The sequence below is a fragment of the Pseudomonas sp. GWSMS-1 genome (assembly GCF_049847425.1).
Classification (GTDB): Bacteria; Pseudomonadota; Gammaproteobacteria; order Pseudomonadales; family Pseudomonadaceae; genus Aquipseudomonas.
The window spans coordinates 2196891-2213217 of the sequence record NZ_JBMHHV010000005.1 but is presented as its reverse complement, the minus strand read 5'-3'; the positions used below and the strand labels follow the sequence as shown (position 1 = coordinate 2213217).

The window sequence follows — 16327 nt, the reverse complement described above, 5'->3', positions numbered from 1 at the left end:
ATCGCTCAGGAGATGCGCTCATGTCTACTTACCCCGTATTGCTTAGTCGTCCTCTGCTTGCCGGATTTACCGCTGGCGTACTGATCAGCCTCGGCGCATGCAGCGCCGCCAACCCTGATGCGCCGAATAAGGTGACTACTGCTGCCACGCTGAGCGATCAGGCTCGTGATCGTGCCGAACTGCATGAGCAACCGGCCGCTGCCCCGGCGGAACTGCAACGCAAAAGCCAGGTGGCGGGCAGAGCCGTTATGCCCAGCGTGGCGTATGCGCCAATGCCAATGTCCTTACAGGCTGATGCCTTGCCGCCGGGCTACCGTGATGAGAACCGCGAGCAGTACCAGAAACTAGCCGACAACCCCGTGCACGCCGTCGCCGACACGCCGGTATCGACCTTTAGCATCGATGTGGACACCGGCAGCTACGCCAATGTGCGGCGCTTTCTTAATGGCGGGCAATTTCCGCCGCAGAGTGCGGTGCGTCTGGAGGAGCTGGTCAACTACTTCCCCTACACCTACCCGCTGCCGTCTGGTGATGCACCGTTCGGCATCCATACCGAGCTGGCAGCTACGCCGTGGAACCCGCAGAGCCGCCTGATGCGTATCGCCATCAAGGCCTCGGATCTGCGCGTAGACGAGTTGCCGCCGGCCAACTTGGTGTTTCTGGTGGATGTCTCCGGCTCGATGGACCGCCGTGATGGCCTGCCCATGGTGCAAAGCACCTTAAAGCTGCTGGTTGAGCAACTGCGCGCTGAGGACAAGGTATCGCTGGTGGTGTATGCCGGCTCATCCAGCGTGGTGCTGGAGCCCACTGCTGGCAACGAGAAAGTTAAGATTCGCGCCGCGATCGATCAGCTTACAGCGGGCGGCTCCACAGCCGGTGAGTCGGGTATTCAGCTGGCCTATCAGCAGGCGCAGCAGGGCTTTATCGACGGTGGTATCAACCGCATTCTGTTGGCCACTGATGGTGACTTCAACGTCGGTGTCAGCGATTTCGAAACCCTCAAACAACTGGCAGCCGACAAGCGCAAGACGGGCGTCTCTCTGACCACCCTGGGCTTTGGTACTGATAACTACAACGAGCAGCTGATGGAGCAGTTGGCTGATGCCGGCGATGGTAACTACGCCTATATCGACAACCTGCGCGAGGCGCGCAAGGTGCTGGTTGATCAGCTCAGCTCGACCCTGGCGACCGTGGCTAGCGATGTGAAGATTCAGGTCGAGTTCAACCCGGCGCAGGTTAGTGAAAATCGCCTGCTGGGTTACGAAAACCGTGCGCTTAAGCGTGAATACTTCAGCAATGACAAGATCGATGCCGGCGAAATTGGCGCAGGCCATACCGTGACCGCGCTGTATGAAGTGGTGCCGGTGGGCGGGAATGGCTGGTTGGCGCCGCTGCGCTATCAGGCCGCTGCAAAAACCGACCGTAAAGCGGGTGAACTGGCCTGGCTGCGCATTCGTTACAAGGCGCCAGGACAGGATGTCAGCAAACTGCTTGAGCAACCGATTCACACCAGCGCTGCCGAGGCCATTAGTCAGGCCAGTGAAGACCTACGCTTTGCCGCTGCCGTGGCCGCTTTTGCCCAGCAGCTGAAGGGCGAAAAATACACTGGGCGCTTCAGCCTAGCTGATAGCGCTGAGCTGGCGCGAAATGCCAAGGGTAATGATCGCTTTGGCCTGCGTGCCGAGTTTGTGCAGCTGGTGGAACTGGCGCAGAGCCTGCAAACTGGCGATTCCAGTACCAATAGCGCACGAGTACAGCAGTGAATCGACCCCTCACGGATGACGACGCCGCCTTGTTGCGGCGTTACCGCCGCGGTGATGCGGCGGCTTTCGCCGAGTTATACCAGCGTCACCGGCTCGGCTTGTTTCGCTTTCTACTTGGCCTGTGCGGTGATCACGCGCTGGCCGAGGAGGTGTTTCAGGACACCTGGATGAGCCTGATCCGCAGTCAGAGCGAGCAGCGAGAGGCTGTTCAGTTCAAGACCTGGCTGTACCAGATTGGCCGCAACCGGCTGATTGATCATTGGCGCAAGCACGGTCGGCATCAGGCGGGGCATGCTGAATATGATGAACAACAACATGCCCCGCACGACCCGCAACCGAACCCCGAACAACAGCTCAGCCTGAGCCGCGATCAGCAGCGTTTGCAGGCCGCTTTGGCCGACTTGCCGGCGGAACAGCGCGAGGTGTTTCTATTGCGCACCCACGCTGAAATGCAACTGGCCGAGATCGCCGAGTTGACCCAGATTCCCGCAGAAACGCTGAAAAGCCGTTTGCGCTATGCCTTGCAGAAGTTACGTCGGTTGCTGGCTGACCCGGCCGCCGAGGAGTTGTCCGTATGAAGCATGATCAACACATGGCTGATGAGCAGGAACGGCAGATGCTCGAACACTTCCGTCAGCACACCAGCGGCGAACCCAGTGCGCAGCTGGATGCACAGATTCTCGCGGCTGCCAGTGCTGTAGCGCGCAGCGCGGGCACAACCGAGGCCAAACTGGGCTGGAGCGCGCGCCTGCACAGCTGGCTGTTCGACGCTGGCGGCCGGCAACGCTGGTCGGTGGCGTTGGCGGGGGTCGCCTGCCTGGGGATTGGCGTGAGCCTGACCTGGCGCACCTTCGAGCAAGCGCCGGATGCCTTTGATGCCGTGCCCAGCGGCGCAGCGATGGCGCCGGCTGCTGCCAGGATGGCGCCACAATCCGCGCCGGTGCCTGCATCACAGGCGGAATCTGCTGCGCTTGCTGATGAGCCGCAGCCTTCGCGGGCGATGCGGTCGGCACCGCAGATTCAGGGCTACGGTGCTGATGCCGCATCGGCTGAGAAGAAGCTCTCGGCCGATGTGTCCAATCAGCTGCTGCGTGAAGAGTCTTCGGCTGATGCGTTGCATGAGCAACTGCCACAAGCAGCCCGTGCGCCGACCGAGCAAGCATTGAGTAAAGCGGCTGAGCCGGCGGGCAATCAAGCCCAGCAGCAATTGCACAGTGAGTTGCAGCGGTTACTCAAGCTGCGCCGCGATGGTTGGACGGAGGAGGCCGATGCCTTGTTGTTGCAGCTGATGCGTAACTATCCAGAACTGGATGTCGACGCGCAGTTGCAACAACTGCAGCAGGTTGACTGAGGTCATTGGGCCTTTTGTGGTTGATGCGGTGAATGGCAGCAGTTGGTTTGCGCTGCTATTCACCCAGTTGTTACCTGCGGTACAGATTACAGGCTTGCCAGAGGCCTTAGCCTAAGGCGAGCATAGCGGCCTGTATCTCTGTCTTTGTGTTTACCATGACCTCTATTCGAAGCCTCGCGCTGCTGATGACACTGTTGTCTCTGGCAGCCTGCGAGCAGTCCGCTAATCCCCCAACACAGCCCAAAACGCCGGTCGCCGAGGTACAAGCCGCTAAACCGCCTGCCGATAAGCCACCTAGCGAAAAGCCCCCGCAGTGGTCATCCGCAGTGCCGCTATGCCTGAGCCTGCAGCGGTTGATAAGCCGCCGCGCACCGTGCCAGACAAACCGTCTGCGCCAAGGCCTGAGCCAGCAGCTGCGCTGGACTTGAGCCTGCACCCGAACGTGTTTGATCCATTGCAGCCACTCGAGCCGATTAATGACTTGTCGACGCCATTATTGCCGCCCTTGTTTGGCGAGACAGTGCAGCCTGAGAGCCCCTTTCAGCTCAATGGCAAGCTGATCACCAATGAGCGTGATGAGGATTACTGGCAGTCAGTCGAAGGTGCGCAGCTGCAGTTCGAGTTCAAGCACTAAGCGTGCAGCACGCCAGTGCGCTCAGTGGTAAAGGCGGTGGTTAAGCCCTTATCACTGCGCGGAGGGTGATTTTCGCCATACCAAAGCTCTACGCCCAGTCCGGTAGTGCATGTGTCATTTAGATGGTGTGGGCCGGTTCATCTGTTTGAGCGCGAAGTCATGCACCGTCCTGAGTAAGCCGGCGCTCAGGAGTAAATCACTGTGTTGTGGCCATATCGGGTAGAACTTAAACCAGTGCTTTCCCCCGGCTAGTGCGTTTTGCCAGTAGTCGGGAGAAGCGTCAGTAGCTTGTTTAGTCGACAAACAGGTCGGGGATCAGTGCGCCGCCTTGTGGGTCGAAGCGGTAGTGCTCGAACTCAGTCGCACCCTGTTCGCGGAGGATGTCCTCGTCGATCAGCAAGCGCCCGCTGATACTGCGTCCTTGGCTGCTGAGGATGGCGTGAGCCGCATCGGCCATGATCGCGGGCGTGCGTGCGCGCTTGAAGGCATCGCGGCTGCCCAGTTCGAACTCGATAGCGGCGGTGGCGATCATGGTTTTCGGCCACAGTGAGTTGACACTGATGGCGTATTTCTTGAACTCCTCACTCATGCCTATGGTGAGCATGCTCATGCCGTACTTGGTGACCGTGTAGGGGCCGTGTTGTGCAAACCATTTGCTGTCCATATTCAGCGGCGGCGACAGGTTGAGGATGTGGCCATTGCTGCTCTGCTTAAGGAACGGCAGGGCGGCCTGGCTACACACCATGACTGCGCGGGTGTTGATCTGGAACATCAGATCAAAGCGCTTGGGTTCGAGCGTTTCCACGCCGACCAGCTTGATCGCGCCGGCGTTGTTGATCAGCACATCGATGCCGCCGAAGTGCTCGGCAGCCTGGGCCATGGCCGTTTTTACCGCGCTCTCGTCACGCACATCGACTTGCAGGGCCAGTGCTTTACCACCTGCGGCCTCAACCTCGGCGGCCACCGAGTGGATGGTGCCGGGCAGCTTGGCATGGGGCTCAGCGCTTTTTGCCGCGATCACGATATTGGCCCCGTCACGCGCGGCGCGCAGGGCGATTTCACGACCGATGCCACGGCTGGCACCGGTGATAAACAGGGTTTTACCTTGCAGTGACATAGGCGTGCTCCGTGATTTGTTGTTATTCGTCTGGTCGCATTTGTAGGGTGGGTTGAGTCAGGCGATAACTGCTCTTTATGAAACGGACATGAGCTCGTAGGGTGGGTGGCGCTCTTTCATCCACCAAGGCGGCGTTGCGGTGGATGGGTGAAGCGCCATCCACCCTACGTCAGGCTTCAGCGGCTTCGATTTCCACTAACAGCTGACGGTTTTTCACCTGATCGCCGCGGCTGACGCCAATCCGGCGTACCACGCCGTCGATGCTGGCCTTGAGTGGGTGTTCCATCTTCATCGCTTCCAGCACCACCAGCAGCTGACCCTTGCTGACGCTGCTGCCTTCTTCGACCAGCACCTCGACGATCGCGCCGTCCATCGGCGCCTTGACGCTGCCCGATCCAGCACCAGCAGCACTGCTGACAGGCTGGTGAGTGATGTCGCTCAGCTGCAGATTGCCGTTTTGACCGTACAGCCAGAGGGTGTCACCAGCCAGGTGATAAGCCAGGCGCTGGCGAATGCCGTCCAGCTCCAAGGTGGCCCAGCGGCCGTCACTGGCCAGCAGCGTGAGGTTGACCTGCTGCTCGCCAAACGTGGCTAGCAGGCTGGGTTGTGGGCCGTCGGCAATCACTTGCAGTGCCACGTTGAAGTTTTGCTCGCCGTGTTTAAGGACAAAGCGCCACGGCGCGCTGCCGGCATTGCGCCAGCCAGCCAGACCGCCTTGATGCGCCCGGGCATTGGCTGATTGCTGGAACAGCAGGGCGGCTGCGGCCGCCAGTTCGCTAACTGTGGGCGGCTGCAGGCTCAGGCTCGGGTCGCTGGCGAAATGCTCGGCGATAAACGCGGTGGTGGCGTTACCAGCAGCGAACTCGGGATGGCTGAGTAGGTTGGCGAGAAATCGCTGGTTGCCATTCACGCCCAGCAACACGCAATCCTCGACTGCCCGTACTAGCTTGCGCCGTGCTTCTTCGCGGGTCGCACCGTAGGCGATGATTTTGGCCAGCATTGGGTCGTAGAACGGGCTAATAACCTGGCCTTCAACAAGGCCATGGTCAATACGGATGCCGTCACGCAGCGCCGGCTCCCAGCGCAGCGCGGTGCCGGTTTGCGGCAGGAAGTTCTGTGTCGCATCTTCGGCGTACAAGCGCACTTCCATGGCATGGCCGGTTAGACGAATGTCGTCCTGCTTGAGCGGCAGCGGTTGGCCTTCGGCCACGCGAATCTGCCAGGCGACCAAGTCCTGCCCGGTGATCAGTTCGGTGACCGGATGCTCGACCTGCAGGCGGGTGTTCATCTCCAGGAAAAAGAACTCGCCGCTCTGATCGAGCAGAAACTCTACAGTGCCAGCGCCGACGTAGTTCACGGAGGCGGCCGCTTTCACCGCCGCTTCGCCCATGGCTTGGCGCAGTTCTGGCGACATCACCGGGCAGGGCGCTTCCTCGACCACTTTCTGGTGGCGACGTTGTACCGAGCAGTCGCGCTCACCGAGGTAAACGATGCTGCCCTGGCTATCGCCAAATACCTGGATTTCCACGTGACGCGGTTGGATCACTGCGCGTTCGAGAATCAGCTCGCCAGAGCCAAAGGCGTTTTGCGCTTCCGAGCGGGCGGTACGGATTTGCTCGGCCAGTTCACTGGCTTGGTGGACCAGGCGCATGCCCCGACCACCGCCGCCGGCGCTGGCTTTGATCATCAATGGGTAGCCAATACGGCCGGCTTCGCCGATCAGGGTTTGTTCATCCTGGGCCGCCCCTTCATAGCCGGGAATACACGGCACGCCGGCTTCGAGCATGGCGATCTTCGACAGGCGTTTGCTGCCCATCAGGTGGATGGCTTCGACGGTGGGGCCGATAAATACGATGCCGACGGCTTCGCAGGCACGGGCGAAGTCGGCGTTTTCCGAGAGAAAGCCGTAGCCGGGGTGTATCGCATCGGCCCCGGTTTGCTGCGCCGCTTTGATGATGTTGTCGATCACCAGGTACGACTGATTGACCTGCGCTGGGCCGATGCACACGGCCTCATCGGCTTGCTGCACGTGACGTGCGTCGGCGTCGGCTTGCGAGTAAACGGCGACGGTGCGGTAGCCCAGGTCTTGGGCGGTGCGCATCACCCGGCAGGCAATTTCCCCACGGTTGGCGATCAGAATTTTGTTAAAGGCGGGCATCTGTGTGCTCCTGTGAGTCGATTCCCGGATTTCATCCGGGCTACAGTCTCGGGTTACGTAGGGTGGATCGCGCTTTATCGATCCACCGCTTGGGGGCCTTGATTACATTGGTGGATGTAAAAAGCGACATCCACCCTACGGGTTTGGTCGTAGTGTCAGTTCGTCCAATCCATCATTGAGCCCACTTCGGCGCGCGCTTTTGCATAAAAGCCATGGTGCCCTCGATGCCTTCGGCTCCTGTTACTGCTGCAGAGAACTGTTCTGCAGCGCTGTCTAGCAAATGGCCAAGCGCTTCATTTTCTGTCGCCAGCAGTAGGGCTTTGGTCTGGGCGTTGGCTTGTGGTGCACAGCTGCGGACTTGCGCCAATACTTGCTGCAAACGGGCGGCGATCTCGTCCGTATTGGGCTCGCTAAAGTGCACCAAGCCCAGGCGTTCGGCCTCACTGCCATTGAAGCGTGCGGCGGTCAGGGCCAGGCGACGCGTCTGGGTCAGGCCGATGCGCTTAACCACGAAGGGCGCGATCTGCGCCGGCAGGATGCCCAGAGTGGTTTCCGGCAAGCCGAACTTGGCATCCTGATGGCTGATGGCAATATCGGAAACGCAGGCCAAACCAAAACCACCACCGAGCACGGCACCTTCGAGTACGGCAATCAGCACCTGTGGGGTGGCCTGGGCTTCTTCCAACAGGCTGCCGAAGGCGCGATTAAGGTTGCGGTAGGCATCGCCACCGGCAGACCTGGCGCCGGCCATGTCCTTGATATCGCCACCCGCGCAGAAGTGTCCGCCGGCACCGCGCAGCACGATGGCGCGCACGCTCAGATCGTGTCGCAGGCTTTCCAGCACCGCGCGCAGTTCGTTAACCATGGTAAGGCTCATGGCATTGCGGTTGTCCGGACGGTTGAGGGTGAGGTGCAGTACACCGCCCTCAAGGTTTAGCAGCAGGGTTTCGCAGTTAGGTAGGTCGGCCATGGCAGGTTCCTTGATGTATTGGCAAAGAGGGCGGACGTAGGGTGGATGGCCACCCCGTGGATCGCGCGTTATCGACCCACCGAGCGGTGCCACGGTGGACGTAAAAGGCGACGTCCACCCTATGTGTGTCTGCTCTTAGCCCTTCTTTTTGCCCGGCAGAATGCCCATCAGCTTGCAGATGATGCCCAGCATGATTTCGTCGGCGCCGCCGCCAATCGACACCAGGCGCACGTCGCGGTAAGCGCGCGATACCGGGTTGTCCCACATAAAGCCCATACCGCCCCAGTACTGCAGGCAGCTGTCGGTCACTTCACGGCCCAGGCGGCCGGCCTTGAGCTTGGCCATCGAGGCCAGGTTGGTCACATCCTTGCCGCGCACGTACTGCTCGGTGGCCTGGTAGACCAGGGCGCGCAGGCATTCGATTTCGGTCTGCAGCTCGGCCATGCGGAAGTGAATGACCTGGTTGTCGATCAGCGCGTTGCCAAAAGTTTTGCGCTCTTTGCAGTAGTCGATGGTGGCGTTAATGCAGTGCTCCAGGCCCTTGATCATGTTGGCGGCACCGAACAGGCGTTCTTCCTGGAATTGCAGCATCTGCATCATAAAACCCGCGCCTTCATGGCCGATGCGGTTGCGCTGCGGCACGCGCACGTTGTCAAAGAACACCTGGGCGGTCTCCGAGCTGCGCATGCCGAGTTTGTCCAAGTGCGGGCTGAGGGTAATGCCCGGGGTGTTCATCGGCACCATGATCAGCGACTTGTTGACGTGTGGTTTGTCGTCGCTGGTATTGGCCAATAGGCAGATAAAGTCAGCAGAGGGGGAGTTGGTGATCCACATCTTGCTGCCGTTGATCACATAGTCGCTGCCGTCTTTCTTGGCGGTGGTTTTCAGCCCAGCCACATCGGAGCCAGCACCCACTTCGGAGACGCCGATGCAGCCAACCATCTCGCCGGCAATCGCGGGCTTGAGGAACTCTTCACGCAGCTCATCGGAGCCGAAGCGCGCCAGCGCTGGGGTGCACATATCGGTCTGTACGCCGATGGACATCGGAATACCGCCGCAGATGATGGTGCCGAACTCTTCGGCCGCGACGATCGAGTAGCTGTAATCCAGGCCCATGCCGCCGAATTTCTCCGGCTTGGAGATGCCTAGCAGGCCCAGATCACCAGCCATTTTGAAAATCTCGTGGATTGGGAAGCGACCGTCTTTTTCCCACTGCTCAACGTGCGGGTTGATTTCCTTGTCGACGAAATTACGAACCGTGCGGCGTAGCTCTTCGTGTTCTTGGGTAAAGATCATTTCTTATGCTCCGAATGATTACAGGCGGGCTACGCCGAACGAGTTTGATTTAAGTGGGCGCACAGCGGCTTCTGCACAGATATCCAGCAGGTAGCCGAGCAGTTTGCGCGTGTCGCGCGGGTCGATCAGGCCGTCGTCCCACAGACTGGCGGTGCCGTACAGCGCGGTGGACTGGCTGTCGAGCTTCTGTGCGGTGACTGTTTCCAGCATGTCGAGCATCTTTGGATCAGCTTCCTTGCCTTCCTTGGCGTGCTTGTCCTCGGTGACGATGCGCAGCACCTTGCCGGCTTGCGCGCCGCCCATGACCGCGGTTTTGCTGTTAGGCCAGGCGAAGATAAAGCGCGGGTCCAAACCACGGCCGCACATGGCGTAGTTGCCCGCGCCGTAGGAGCCACCGACGACGATGGTCAGTTTGGGCACTGTGCAATTAGCCACGGCCTGGATCATTTTCGAACCGTATTTGATCACGCCCTGTTGTTCCGACTCGGTACCGACCATAAAACCGGTGGTGTTATGGAAGAACAGAATCGGCGTGTTGCTCTGCTCGCACAGTTGGATGAACTGCGCGGCCTTGGCTGCACCTTGCGGGGTGATCGGGCCGTTGTTGCCGATAAAACCGCAGGGCTGTCCCTCGATCTGCAAGTGGCCGCAGACGGTCTGGTTATCGAACTCATTTTTGAAGTCGAGGAAGGCCGAGCCGTCGGCGATGCGCGCGATGATCTCGCGCACGTCATAGGGCTTCTTGGCATCTGCTGGCACCAGACCGAGCAGCTCTTCGACCGGGTACAGCGGCTCGCGATAAGCCTTGGTCGGGCGCGCGGGCAGCTGCGCATTCCACGGCAGCATGCCAACAATGTCTCGCGCGGTGCGCACTGCGTCGGCATCGTTCTCAGCCAGGTACTCGGCGGTACCGGCGACCTGGGCGTGCATTTCGGCTCCGCCCAATTGCTCATCGGTGGCGATTTCACCGGTAGCAGCTTTCAGCAGCGGTGGGCCGGCGAGGAACATCTTGGCCTTGCCGCGCACCACCACCACATAATCTGACAGCCCCGGCTGGTAAGCCCCGCCAGCGGTGCTAGAACCGTGCACCACGGTGATTTGCGGCAGGCCCATGGCCGACATACGTGCCTGATTGGCAAAGCCGCGCGCACCTTCGACGAAAATATCGGCAGCGTAGTTAAGGTTGGCGCCGCCGCTCTCGGCCAAGGTGACCACCGGCAGTTTGTTTTCGAAGGCGATCTGCTGCAGGCGCAGGGTCTTTTTCAGCCCGGTGGGGGAGATGGTTCCGCCCTTGATTGCACTGTTGCTGGCGGTTACCAGGCAGCGCACGCCAGCGATATAGCCGATGCCGGAAATGATCCCGCCACCTGCCTGCGTGCCGTCTTTGTCATCGTGCAGCTTGTAGCCGGCCAACGACGACAGCTCAAGAAACGGCGCGCCGGGGTCGAGCAGCAGATTGAGGCGCTCGCGTGGTAACAGCTGACCACGCTTGTCGAATTTTTCCTTGGCAGCGGCGGCCTTGTTCAGGCAGTTCTGCTCGATGTCGCGGAAGCTGGCCACAGCGGCAAGCATGGCCTCGCGGTTTTTCGCGAAGTCCTCGCCGTGCACGTCGATCTCGGATTGGATAACCGGCATAGCGTTACTCCTCGCCCTTGAGCACGTCAGGCACGTAGGCCCGATGAAAGCCGTTATAGGACTCGCTGTTTTTCGCCTTGCCCAGCGTCCATGCACGCGTGCCCTGACTCGCTGCGCCGTCGATGCGGATGGTATTGCCGCTGATAAAGTTGGCCCCCGGGGTGAGCAAGAAGACGATAGCCGCTGCCACCTCTGATTCGCTGCCGATGCGTTGCAGCGGCACATGGTCTTTGAGGTTGCGGATCATGGTTTTCATCGACTCGGGGTAGGTGTCCATACCGCTGGAGGCGATCCAGCCCGGCGCCACGGCGTTCACCCGCACGCCAGCGTGGCCCCATTCATAGGCTGCAGTCTTGGTGAAGTTCTCCATACCGGCGCGCGCTGCGCCCGAGTGGCCCATGCCAGGCATGCCGCCCCACATATCGGCGAGCATGTTGACGATGCTGCCGCCGTGTTTGCTCATGCTCTGAAGGAACACTTCCTTGGCGATCAGAAAACCGCCGACCAGGTTGGTGCGCACCACGGTCTCGAAGCCTTTCTGATTGATGCCGATCAGTGGCGCGGGGAACTGGCCGCCAGCGTTGTTGACCAGGTGATGGATCTGCCCGCGCTCGGCGACCACGGTTTTGACCATGGCTTTGACTGCTTCCTCATCACGGATATCGCATACCTGCAAGCTGGCGCTGCCGCCGTCTTCGATAATTTCGCCGCAGGTGGTTTCCAGTTTTTCCAGCTTGCGTCCCACCAGCACCACATGGGCACCCAGGTGCGCCAGTTCATGGGCAGTGCAACGGCCGATGCCGCTGCCGCCACCGGTGACCATGATGGTCTGGCCGCTAAACAGGCCAGGTTTAAATACCGAGTCGTATGCCATTGTTGTTATCGTCCTCGTCGTAGGGTGGACAACCGCGAAGCGTTGTCCACCAAGAGTTGGTGGATGGGTAAAGCGCCATCCACCCTACAGAGCCTTAGCCAATGCACTGGGCACTGGTATCGGGAATTCCAGCAATTGCTGAGCGAAGGCCTTGCCTTGCGGGTCGATGCGCAGGGAGGCAACGCCGCCACCGCCCAGGGCGTTCTCCAGCAGGAAGTTCAGGCTGTGGCTGCCGGGTAAATACCAGCGGCTGACCTTGCCGGTTTGCGGGTCAATTGCGTGCTGCATCCATTCGGCCACGGCGCCTTCTGTTAGCGCAGCAGCGATCCAGGCCAAGTACTCGGGCTTTCTGGCCATTACGCCGATATTGCTGTGGTTGCCCTTGTCGCCGGAGCGCGCCACGGCCAGCTTGATCAGCGGCACGCTAACCTCGGCCTGAGCGTTTGGCAGTGGGGCGGCGATGTCGGTGGCGATCTGCGAACTATCCAGCGCCGCGATCTGCGGTAGGGCGACAGACGTACGTTCGCCGTCGATTTCGACCTGCAGCTGGCAGGCGGATTTGTCGGCCAGGAAGCTGAACAGACGGATGACCGGGTAAACAGTCGGGCGGCCGCCGACGATGCCGGTCAGGCCCGGGGCCATGCCCGTCGCGGCTTGTGCGATCTCGCGGGAGAACAGGATCAGCGCTTCTTTCTTGGCGTGGCGCACGGCGATCTTGATCACTATTTCGCGGGTGTCGGCACGCTGGCCGCGTGGGCCGTAGGTCGCCTCGGAGCCCAGCAGTTCGATGCTGACTTCCTTGTAAGGTCCCCAGCCGCGTTCGGCGAACAGCTCCTCGGTTTTGTTGATGATGGCCTGGCTGACGCGCTTGGCTTTTTTTACCGCATCAATACCGGCCATCAGGCAACTGGCCGTGCAACGGAAACCATCCGGGTGGGTGGCGCTGACTTTGTATTGAGCGGTCGGCGGCAGGCCGCGAGCGCCTTTCAGTTCAACGCGATTCTCGCCAACCTGGCTGAGTTGTACCTGGGTGAAGTCGCAGAGCACATCGGGCAGGTAGTACGCCCGTGGGTCGCCAATTTCATAGAGCATCTGCTCGCCTACAGTAAAAGGCGTGACCAAACCGCCGGAACCTTCCGGCTTGGTCACGACAAAACTGCCATCGGCCGCCACTTCCACCACCGGGAAGCCGATATGCTCAAAATCCGGCACGCTTTCCCAGTCGGTGAAATTGCCGCCGGTGCACTGCGCGCCACATTCGATGATGTGCCCAGCCAATGCTGCTTGAGCGAGCTGGTCGTAGTCGCTCCAGGCCCAGTTGAATTCATGCACCAGGGCCGCGCTAACCACGGCGCTATCGACTACGCGGCCGGTGATGACGATATCTGCACCCAGCTTCAAAGCTTCGACGATACCCGGCGCGCCGAGGTAGGCGTTGACCGAGACACAGAAGGGCGGCAGCGCAGCGCCAGTAAACATCTCCACCGTGCCGGCTTTGGCCAGCTCGCCGAGTTTGGGTTGCAGGTTGTCGCCATGCAGCACGGCGATCTTCAGCTGCACGCCAGCCTGTTCGCAAGCAGCCGCCAATGCCGCAGCGCAGGCACTGGGGTTGACCCCGCCGGCGTTGCTGATTACGCGGATGTTCTTCTGGGCGATGTCGGCCAGCAGCGGCGCGAGGGTTTCCACAAAGTCGGTGGCGTAGCCGGCGTCCGGCTTCTTCATGCGCGCACCGGCCATGATCGACATGGTGACTTCGGCCAGGTAGTCGAATACCAGGTAATCCAGCTCGGAGCCTTTTACTAGCTGGGCGGCGGCGGTGCTGGTGTCGCCCCAAAAGGCGGAAGCGCAGCCGATGCGTACGGTTTTAGTCATTGGAATAGGTCCGCAACACATGAATAAGGTGACTCGAAGGCTACCAAGCAAGCGCTTGGTTGAAAAGCCCCGCGGCGAATCTTTCTAACCTAAAGTGCGGCCAAGCGCTTGCTTGGGTGGCCGGTGCAGCATAAATTTCACTAATAACGACAAGCACTTGGGTAAACCTGCTGAGAATAAGCGTGCGATTGCAGGCTTGGGTGGGTTGGCTTGAGGCATAAAGAGAGTTGGAGAGTACTTAGCGTGGATGATCAACAAGCTCAGGTGGTGATGCGCGATCTGGTGGCCAGTGGGCAAGTCACTGATCCGGAGAGTGCACGTGGCAAGCTGCTGCAAACCGCCGCACACCTGTTTCGCAGTAAGGGTTATGAGCGCACTACGGTGCGAGACTTGGCCAGCGCCGTAGGCATTCAGTCCGGCAGCATCTTTCATCACTTCAAGAGCAAGGACGAGATCCTGCGTTCGGTGATGGAGGAGACTATTCGCTACAACACCGCGCTGATGCAGGCCTCGCTGGCCGAGGCGAGCGACCTGCGCGGTCGCGTACTGGCGCTGATTCGCTGCGAACTGCAGTCGATCATGGGCGGCACCGGCGAAGCCATGGCGGTGCTGGTGTATGAGTGGCGCTCGCTTTCGGAGCCAGGCCAGGCGTTTATCCTTGAGCTGCGCGATAGCTACGAGCAGCTGTGGCTTGAGGTGCTGGGTGAGGCCAAGGCGGCCGGTTACTTCAAGGCCGACCCCTTCATCATGCGTCGTCTACTCACAGGGGCGCTGAGTTGGACCAATACCTGGTTCCGTCCCGAGGGGGCCATTTCCCTTGATCAGTTGGCCGAAGAAGCATTGTCACTGGTTATTAAGGAAACCTGAGTAGATTGAGCTTCGCTGTATGGCACTTTGATAGTATTTTGGCGCCAATGGACTTCGAGTCATTGAGTCCGCTCACTACGTTGCCGCGCGTTGTTTGTATTGAGGTTCCCACTTGGCCATGTTGTTAAAAGCGTTGCTACTTGGCTTGATTCTTTCTCTGGCCTGCGTTGCGCAGGCCGCAGTAGAAGTGCGAGTGGGGGCCTACCATTTCCCGCCTTATGTGATTAAACCGGACAGTGAGCGCGTAGGCGGTCTATTGCCCGAGTTGCTGCACGCGCTTAATCAACAGCAGAACGAGTATCGCTTTACGCTGGTTGCCACCTCGACCATGCGCCGTTACCGCGACTTACAAAGCGGCCGCTTCGATGTGATGCTCTTCGAGTCACCGGCCTGGGGCTGGCAGGGCATTGCCCACACGGCTCTGAATCTGCAGATCGAGGATGCCGAACTCTATGTCGCGCGCATGCAGGCGGGACGCGACGAGCACTATTTCGATGACCTCAAGGGCAAGCGCATGGCCCTGTACAGCGGCTATCACTATGGCTTTGCCGGGTTCAATGCGGACAAGCAGTTTCTCGCCGATCAATTCAACGCGGTTCTGACTTACTCCCACGACAGTAATTTGATCATGCTGCTGCGCGGGCGCGCGGATGTGGCGGTGGTGACGCGGTCTTATCTGCACGCCTACCAGCAGCACTACCCCGAACAAAGCAGCGCGCTGTTGATTTCCCAGCGGGTTGATCAGGTCTATCAGCATCAGGCGTTGTTTCGCCCGCAGTCGGCCATCTCACCGCCCGTATTTGCCGACCTGCTCAAACAGCTCCACCGCAATCAGCAGTTGGATAAATTGCTCAGTCGCTACCATTTACGTGACCTTTCCGTCCCATAAGTGACCTAAAACGCACTGTTCGGTCAGGTTTTCCTGGAGTAGGCTGCGTACATTGATTAATAAGGATGTTCGCTGCTATGGGCTTTATCAGGCGCTGGTTAAGTCGAGTGGGCGGTGCGTGCATGGCGCTGCTGCTCGCCGGGCCGCTACTCGCTGCACAGGATGTGCGGGTTGCTGCGGTGTATTTTCCGCCCTATGTATTCAAGGCCGAGCAAGTGGGGGCGCAGTCGCCTGGCTTACTCAGCGAGCTGCTCACAGCGCTTAACCAAGCTCAGAGTGACTATCGTTTTGTCATGGTGCCAACGGCCATAAAGCGCCGGTTTGCTGACTTTGAGCAAGGGCGCCTCGACCTGGCGATTTTCGAAAATCCGAACTGGGGCTGGCAGCATGTTCAGCATGTTGCGCTGGATATGCGTCTGGAGGACTCGGAGGTATTCGTTGCACGCGCTGAGCCGGGACGTGATCAAGGTTATTTCGATACGTTAAGCGGTAAGCGTTTGGCGCTTTACCATGGTTACAACTATGCCTTTGCCAACTTTAATCCGGATCCTGAGTACCTGAGCAAAACCTTCAACGCCACCTTGAATCATTCCCATGACAGCAGCCTGCTGATGGTCTTGCGCCAGCGTGCCGACATTGCGCTGGTCACGCGTTCTTATTTGGGCGACTTTCTTGAGCGTAACCGCCAATACGCAGGGCAGTTGCTGATTTACGAGCGCATGGATCAGCGTTATCGCCATCATGTGCTGTTACGCCCGGGGGCGCCCATCGAGCCTGAGCAGTTTATGGCGATCTTTGAGTCGTTGCGTGACAACGGCCAGCTGTTGAAGATTTTCAGCCGTTATCAGATCCGCGTCTTACCGCGTGATGGCCAGGTTAAGCTGGCGACAGAGCGCTAGCC

14 protein-coding genes are annotated in these 16327 nt (G+C 59.9%); 7 read left to right on the top strand and 7 right to left on the bottom strand.

What is annotated here, in order from left to right; genetic code table 11:
• The first annotated feature begins 20 nt into the window (after positions 1 to 20).
• The 4 genes from ACEPAJ_RS14000 to ACEPAJ_RS13985 all read left to right on the top strand — a co-directional run bounded on the left by ACEPAJ_RS14000 (position 21) and on the right by ACEPAJ_RS13985 (position 3748).
• A complete protein-coding gene (locus ACEPAJ_RS14000) occupies positions 21 to 1763 on the top strand; it encodes a vWA domain-containing protein (protein ID WP_425915474.1) in 1743 nt (580 codons plus the stop codon).
• Positions 1760 to 2341, top strand: a complete 582-nt coding sequence (locus tag ACEPAJ_RS13995) for an RNA polymerase sigma factor (protein ID WP_425915472.1) — start codon at positions 1760 to 1762, stop codon at positions 2339 to 2341. The genes ACEPAJ_RS14000 and ACEPAJ_RS13995 overlap by 4 nt, the downstream gene beginning before the upstream one ends.
• Positions 2338 to 3114: a hypothetical protein gene (locus tag ACEPAJ_RS13990; RefSeq protein WP_425915470.1), complete on the top strand. Its 777-nt coding sequence runs from the start codon at positions 2338 to 2340 to the stop codon at positions 3112 to 3114. Before ACEPAJ_RS13995 ends, ACEPAJ_RS13990 begins: the two co-directional genes overlap by 4 nt.
• 334 nt (positions 3115 to 3448) lie before the next feature.
• The gene (locus tag ACEPAJ_RS13985; protein WP_425915468.1) at positions 3449 to 3748 is read left to right on the top strand and encodes a hypothetical protein; all 300 of its coding nucleotides are present in this window, start codon (positions 3449 to 3451) and stop codon (positions 3746 to 3748) included.
• Positions 3749 to 4040: 292 nt separating this feature from the next.
• On the opposite strand, the gene ACEPAJ_RS13980 is transcribed toward ACEPAJ_RS13985, so the two are convergent.
• The 7 genes from ACEPAJ_RS13980 to ACEPAJ_RS13950 all read right to left on the bottom strand — a co-directional run bounded on the left by ACEPAJ_RS13980 (position 4041) and on the right by ACEPAJ_RS13950 (position 13670).
• Entirely contained in the window at positions 4041 to 4865 is an 825-nt protein-coding gene (locus ACEPAJ_RS13980) for an SDR family oxidoreductase (protein WP_425915466.1), read from the bottom strand.
• A 169-nt stretch (positions 4866 to 5034) separates the two neighbouring features.
• The gene (locus ACEPAJ_RS13975; protein ID WP_425915464.1) at positions 5035 to 7023 is read right to left on the bottom strand and encodes an acetyl/propionyl/methylcrotonyl-CoA carboxylase subunit alpha; all 1989 of its coding nucleotides are present in this window, start codon (positions 7021 to 7023) and stop codon (positions 5035 to 5037) included.
• Between the two features lie 172 nt (positions 7024 to 7195).
• Positions 7196 to 7993 (bottom strand): enoyl-CoA hydratase/isomerase family protein, encoded by a 798-nt coding sequence (locus ACEPAJ_RS13970; protein ID WP_425915462.1) that lies wholly within the window; start codon positions 7991 to 7993, stop codon positions 7196 to 7198.
• 135 nt (positions 7994 to 8128) lie between these two features.
• Positions 8129 to 9289, bottom strand: a complete 1161-nt coding sequence (gene atuD, locus ACEPAJ_RS13965; protein ID WP_425915460.1) for a citronellyl-CoA dehydrogenase — start codon at positions 9287 to 9289, stop codon at positions 8129 to 8131.
• 18 nt (positions 9290 to 9307) lie between these two features.
• Positions 9308 to 10924, bottom strand: coding sequence for a geranyl-CoA carboxylase subunit beta (gene atuC, locus ACEPAJ_RS13960; RefSeq protein WP_425915458.1), 1617 nt, complete (start codon positions 10922 to 10924; stop codon positions 9308 to 9310).
• A 4-nt stretch (positions 10925 to 10928) separates the two neighbouring features.
• The gene (locus ACEPAJ_RS13955) at positions 10929 to 11798 is read right to left on the bottom strand and encodes an SDR family oxidoreductase (protein ID WP_425915456.1); all 870 of its coding nucleotides are present in this window, start codon (positions 11796 to 11798) and stop codon (positions 10929 to 10931) included.
• 84 nt (positions 11799 to 11882) lie between these two features.
• Positions 11883 to 13670 carry an acyclic terpene utilization AtuA family protein gene (locus tag ACEPAJ_RS13950; RefSeq protein WP_425915454.1) on the bottom strand — a complete coding sequence of 596 codons (1788 nt, stop codon included), beginning with the start codon at positions 13668 to 13670 and terminating at the stop codon, positions 11883 to 11885.
• Positions 13671 to 13913: 243 nt separating this feature from the next.
• Between ACEPAJ_RS13950 and ACEPAJ_RS13945 the strand changes: the two genes are divergently transcribed.
• The 3 genes from ACEPAJ_RS13945 (at position 13914) to ACEPAJ_RS13935 (ending at position 16325) form a co-directional block, all read left to right on the top strand.
• Positions 13914 to 14537: a TetR/AcrR family transcriptional regulator gene (locus ACEPAJ_RS13945; protein ID WP_425915452.1), complete on the top strand. Its 624-nt coding sequence runs from the start codon at positions 13914 to 13916 to the stop codon at positions 14535 to 14537.
• 118 nt (positions 14538 to 14655) lie between these two features.
• Positions 14656 to 15426, top strand: coding sequence for a substrate-binding periplasmic protein (locus ACEPAJ_RS13940; protein WP_425918043.1), 771 nt, complete (start codon positions 14656 to 14658; stop codon positions 15424 to 15426).
• A 122-nt stretch (positions 15427 to 15548) separates the two neighbouring features.
• Positions 15549 to 16325 (top strand): amino acid ABC transporter substrate-binding protein, encoded by a 777-nt coding sequence (locus ACEPAJ_RS13935; RefSeq protein WP_425918041.1) that lies wholly within the window; start codon positions 15549 to 15551, stop codon positions 16323 to 16325.
• The last annotated feature ends 2 nt before the right edge of the window (positions 16326 to 16327 follow it).

Bases quoted from the DNA above. Each gene is read 5' to 3' on its own strand.
- atuC (WP_425915458.1), bottom strand. From the start codon at position 10,924: ATGCCGGTTATCCAATCCGAGATCGACGTGCACGGCGAGGACTTCGCG.
- ACEPAJ_RS13985 (WP_425915468.1), top strand. From the start codon at position 3,449: ATGCCTGAGCCTGCAGCGGTTGATAAGCCGCCGCGCACCGTGCCAGAC.
- ACEPAJ_RS13980 (WP_425915466.1), bottom strand. From the start codon at position 4,865: ATGTCACTGCAAGGTAAAACCCTGTTTATCACCGGTGCCAGCCGTGGC.
- ACEPAJ_RS14000 (WP_425915474.1), top strand. From the start codon at position 21: ATGTCTACTTACCCCGTATTGCTTAGTCGTCCTCTGCTTGCCGGATTT.
- atuD (WP_425915460.1), bottom strand. From the start codon at position 9,289: ATGATCTTTACCCAAGAACACGAAGAGCTACGCCGCACGGTTCGTAAT.
- ACEPAJ_RS13955 (WP_425915456.1), bottom strand. From the start codon at position 11,798: ATGGCATACGACTCGGTATTTAAACCTGGCCTGTTTAGCGGCCAGACC.
- ACEPAJ_RS13940 (WP_425918043.1), top strand. From the start codon at position 14,656: ATGTTGTTAAAAGCGTTGCTACTTGGCTTGATTCTTTCTCTGGCCTGC.
- ACEPAJ_RS13975 (WP_425915464.1), bottom strand. From the start codon at position 7,023: ATGCCCGCCTTTAACAAAATTCTGATCGCCAACCGTGGGGAAATTGCC.
- ACEPAJ_RS13935 (WP_425918041.1), top strand. From the start codon at position 15,549: ATGGCGCTGCTGCTCGCCGGGCCGCTACTCGCTGCACAGGATGTGCGG.
- ACEPAJ_RS13990 (WP_425915470.1), top strand. From the start codon at position 2,338: ATGAAGCATGATCAACACATGGCTGATGAGCAGGAACGGCAGATGCTC.
- ACEPAJ_RS13970 (WP_425915462.1), bottom strand. From the start codon at position 7,993: ATGGCCGACCTACCTAACTGCGAAACCCTGCTGCTAAACCTTGAGGGC.
- ACEPAJ_RS13950 (WP_425915454.1), bottom strand. From the start codon at position 13,670: ATGACTAAAACCGTACGCATCGGCTGCGCTTCCGCCTTTTGGGGCGAC.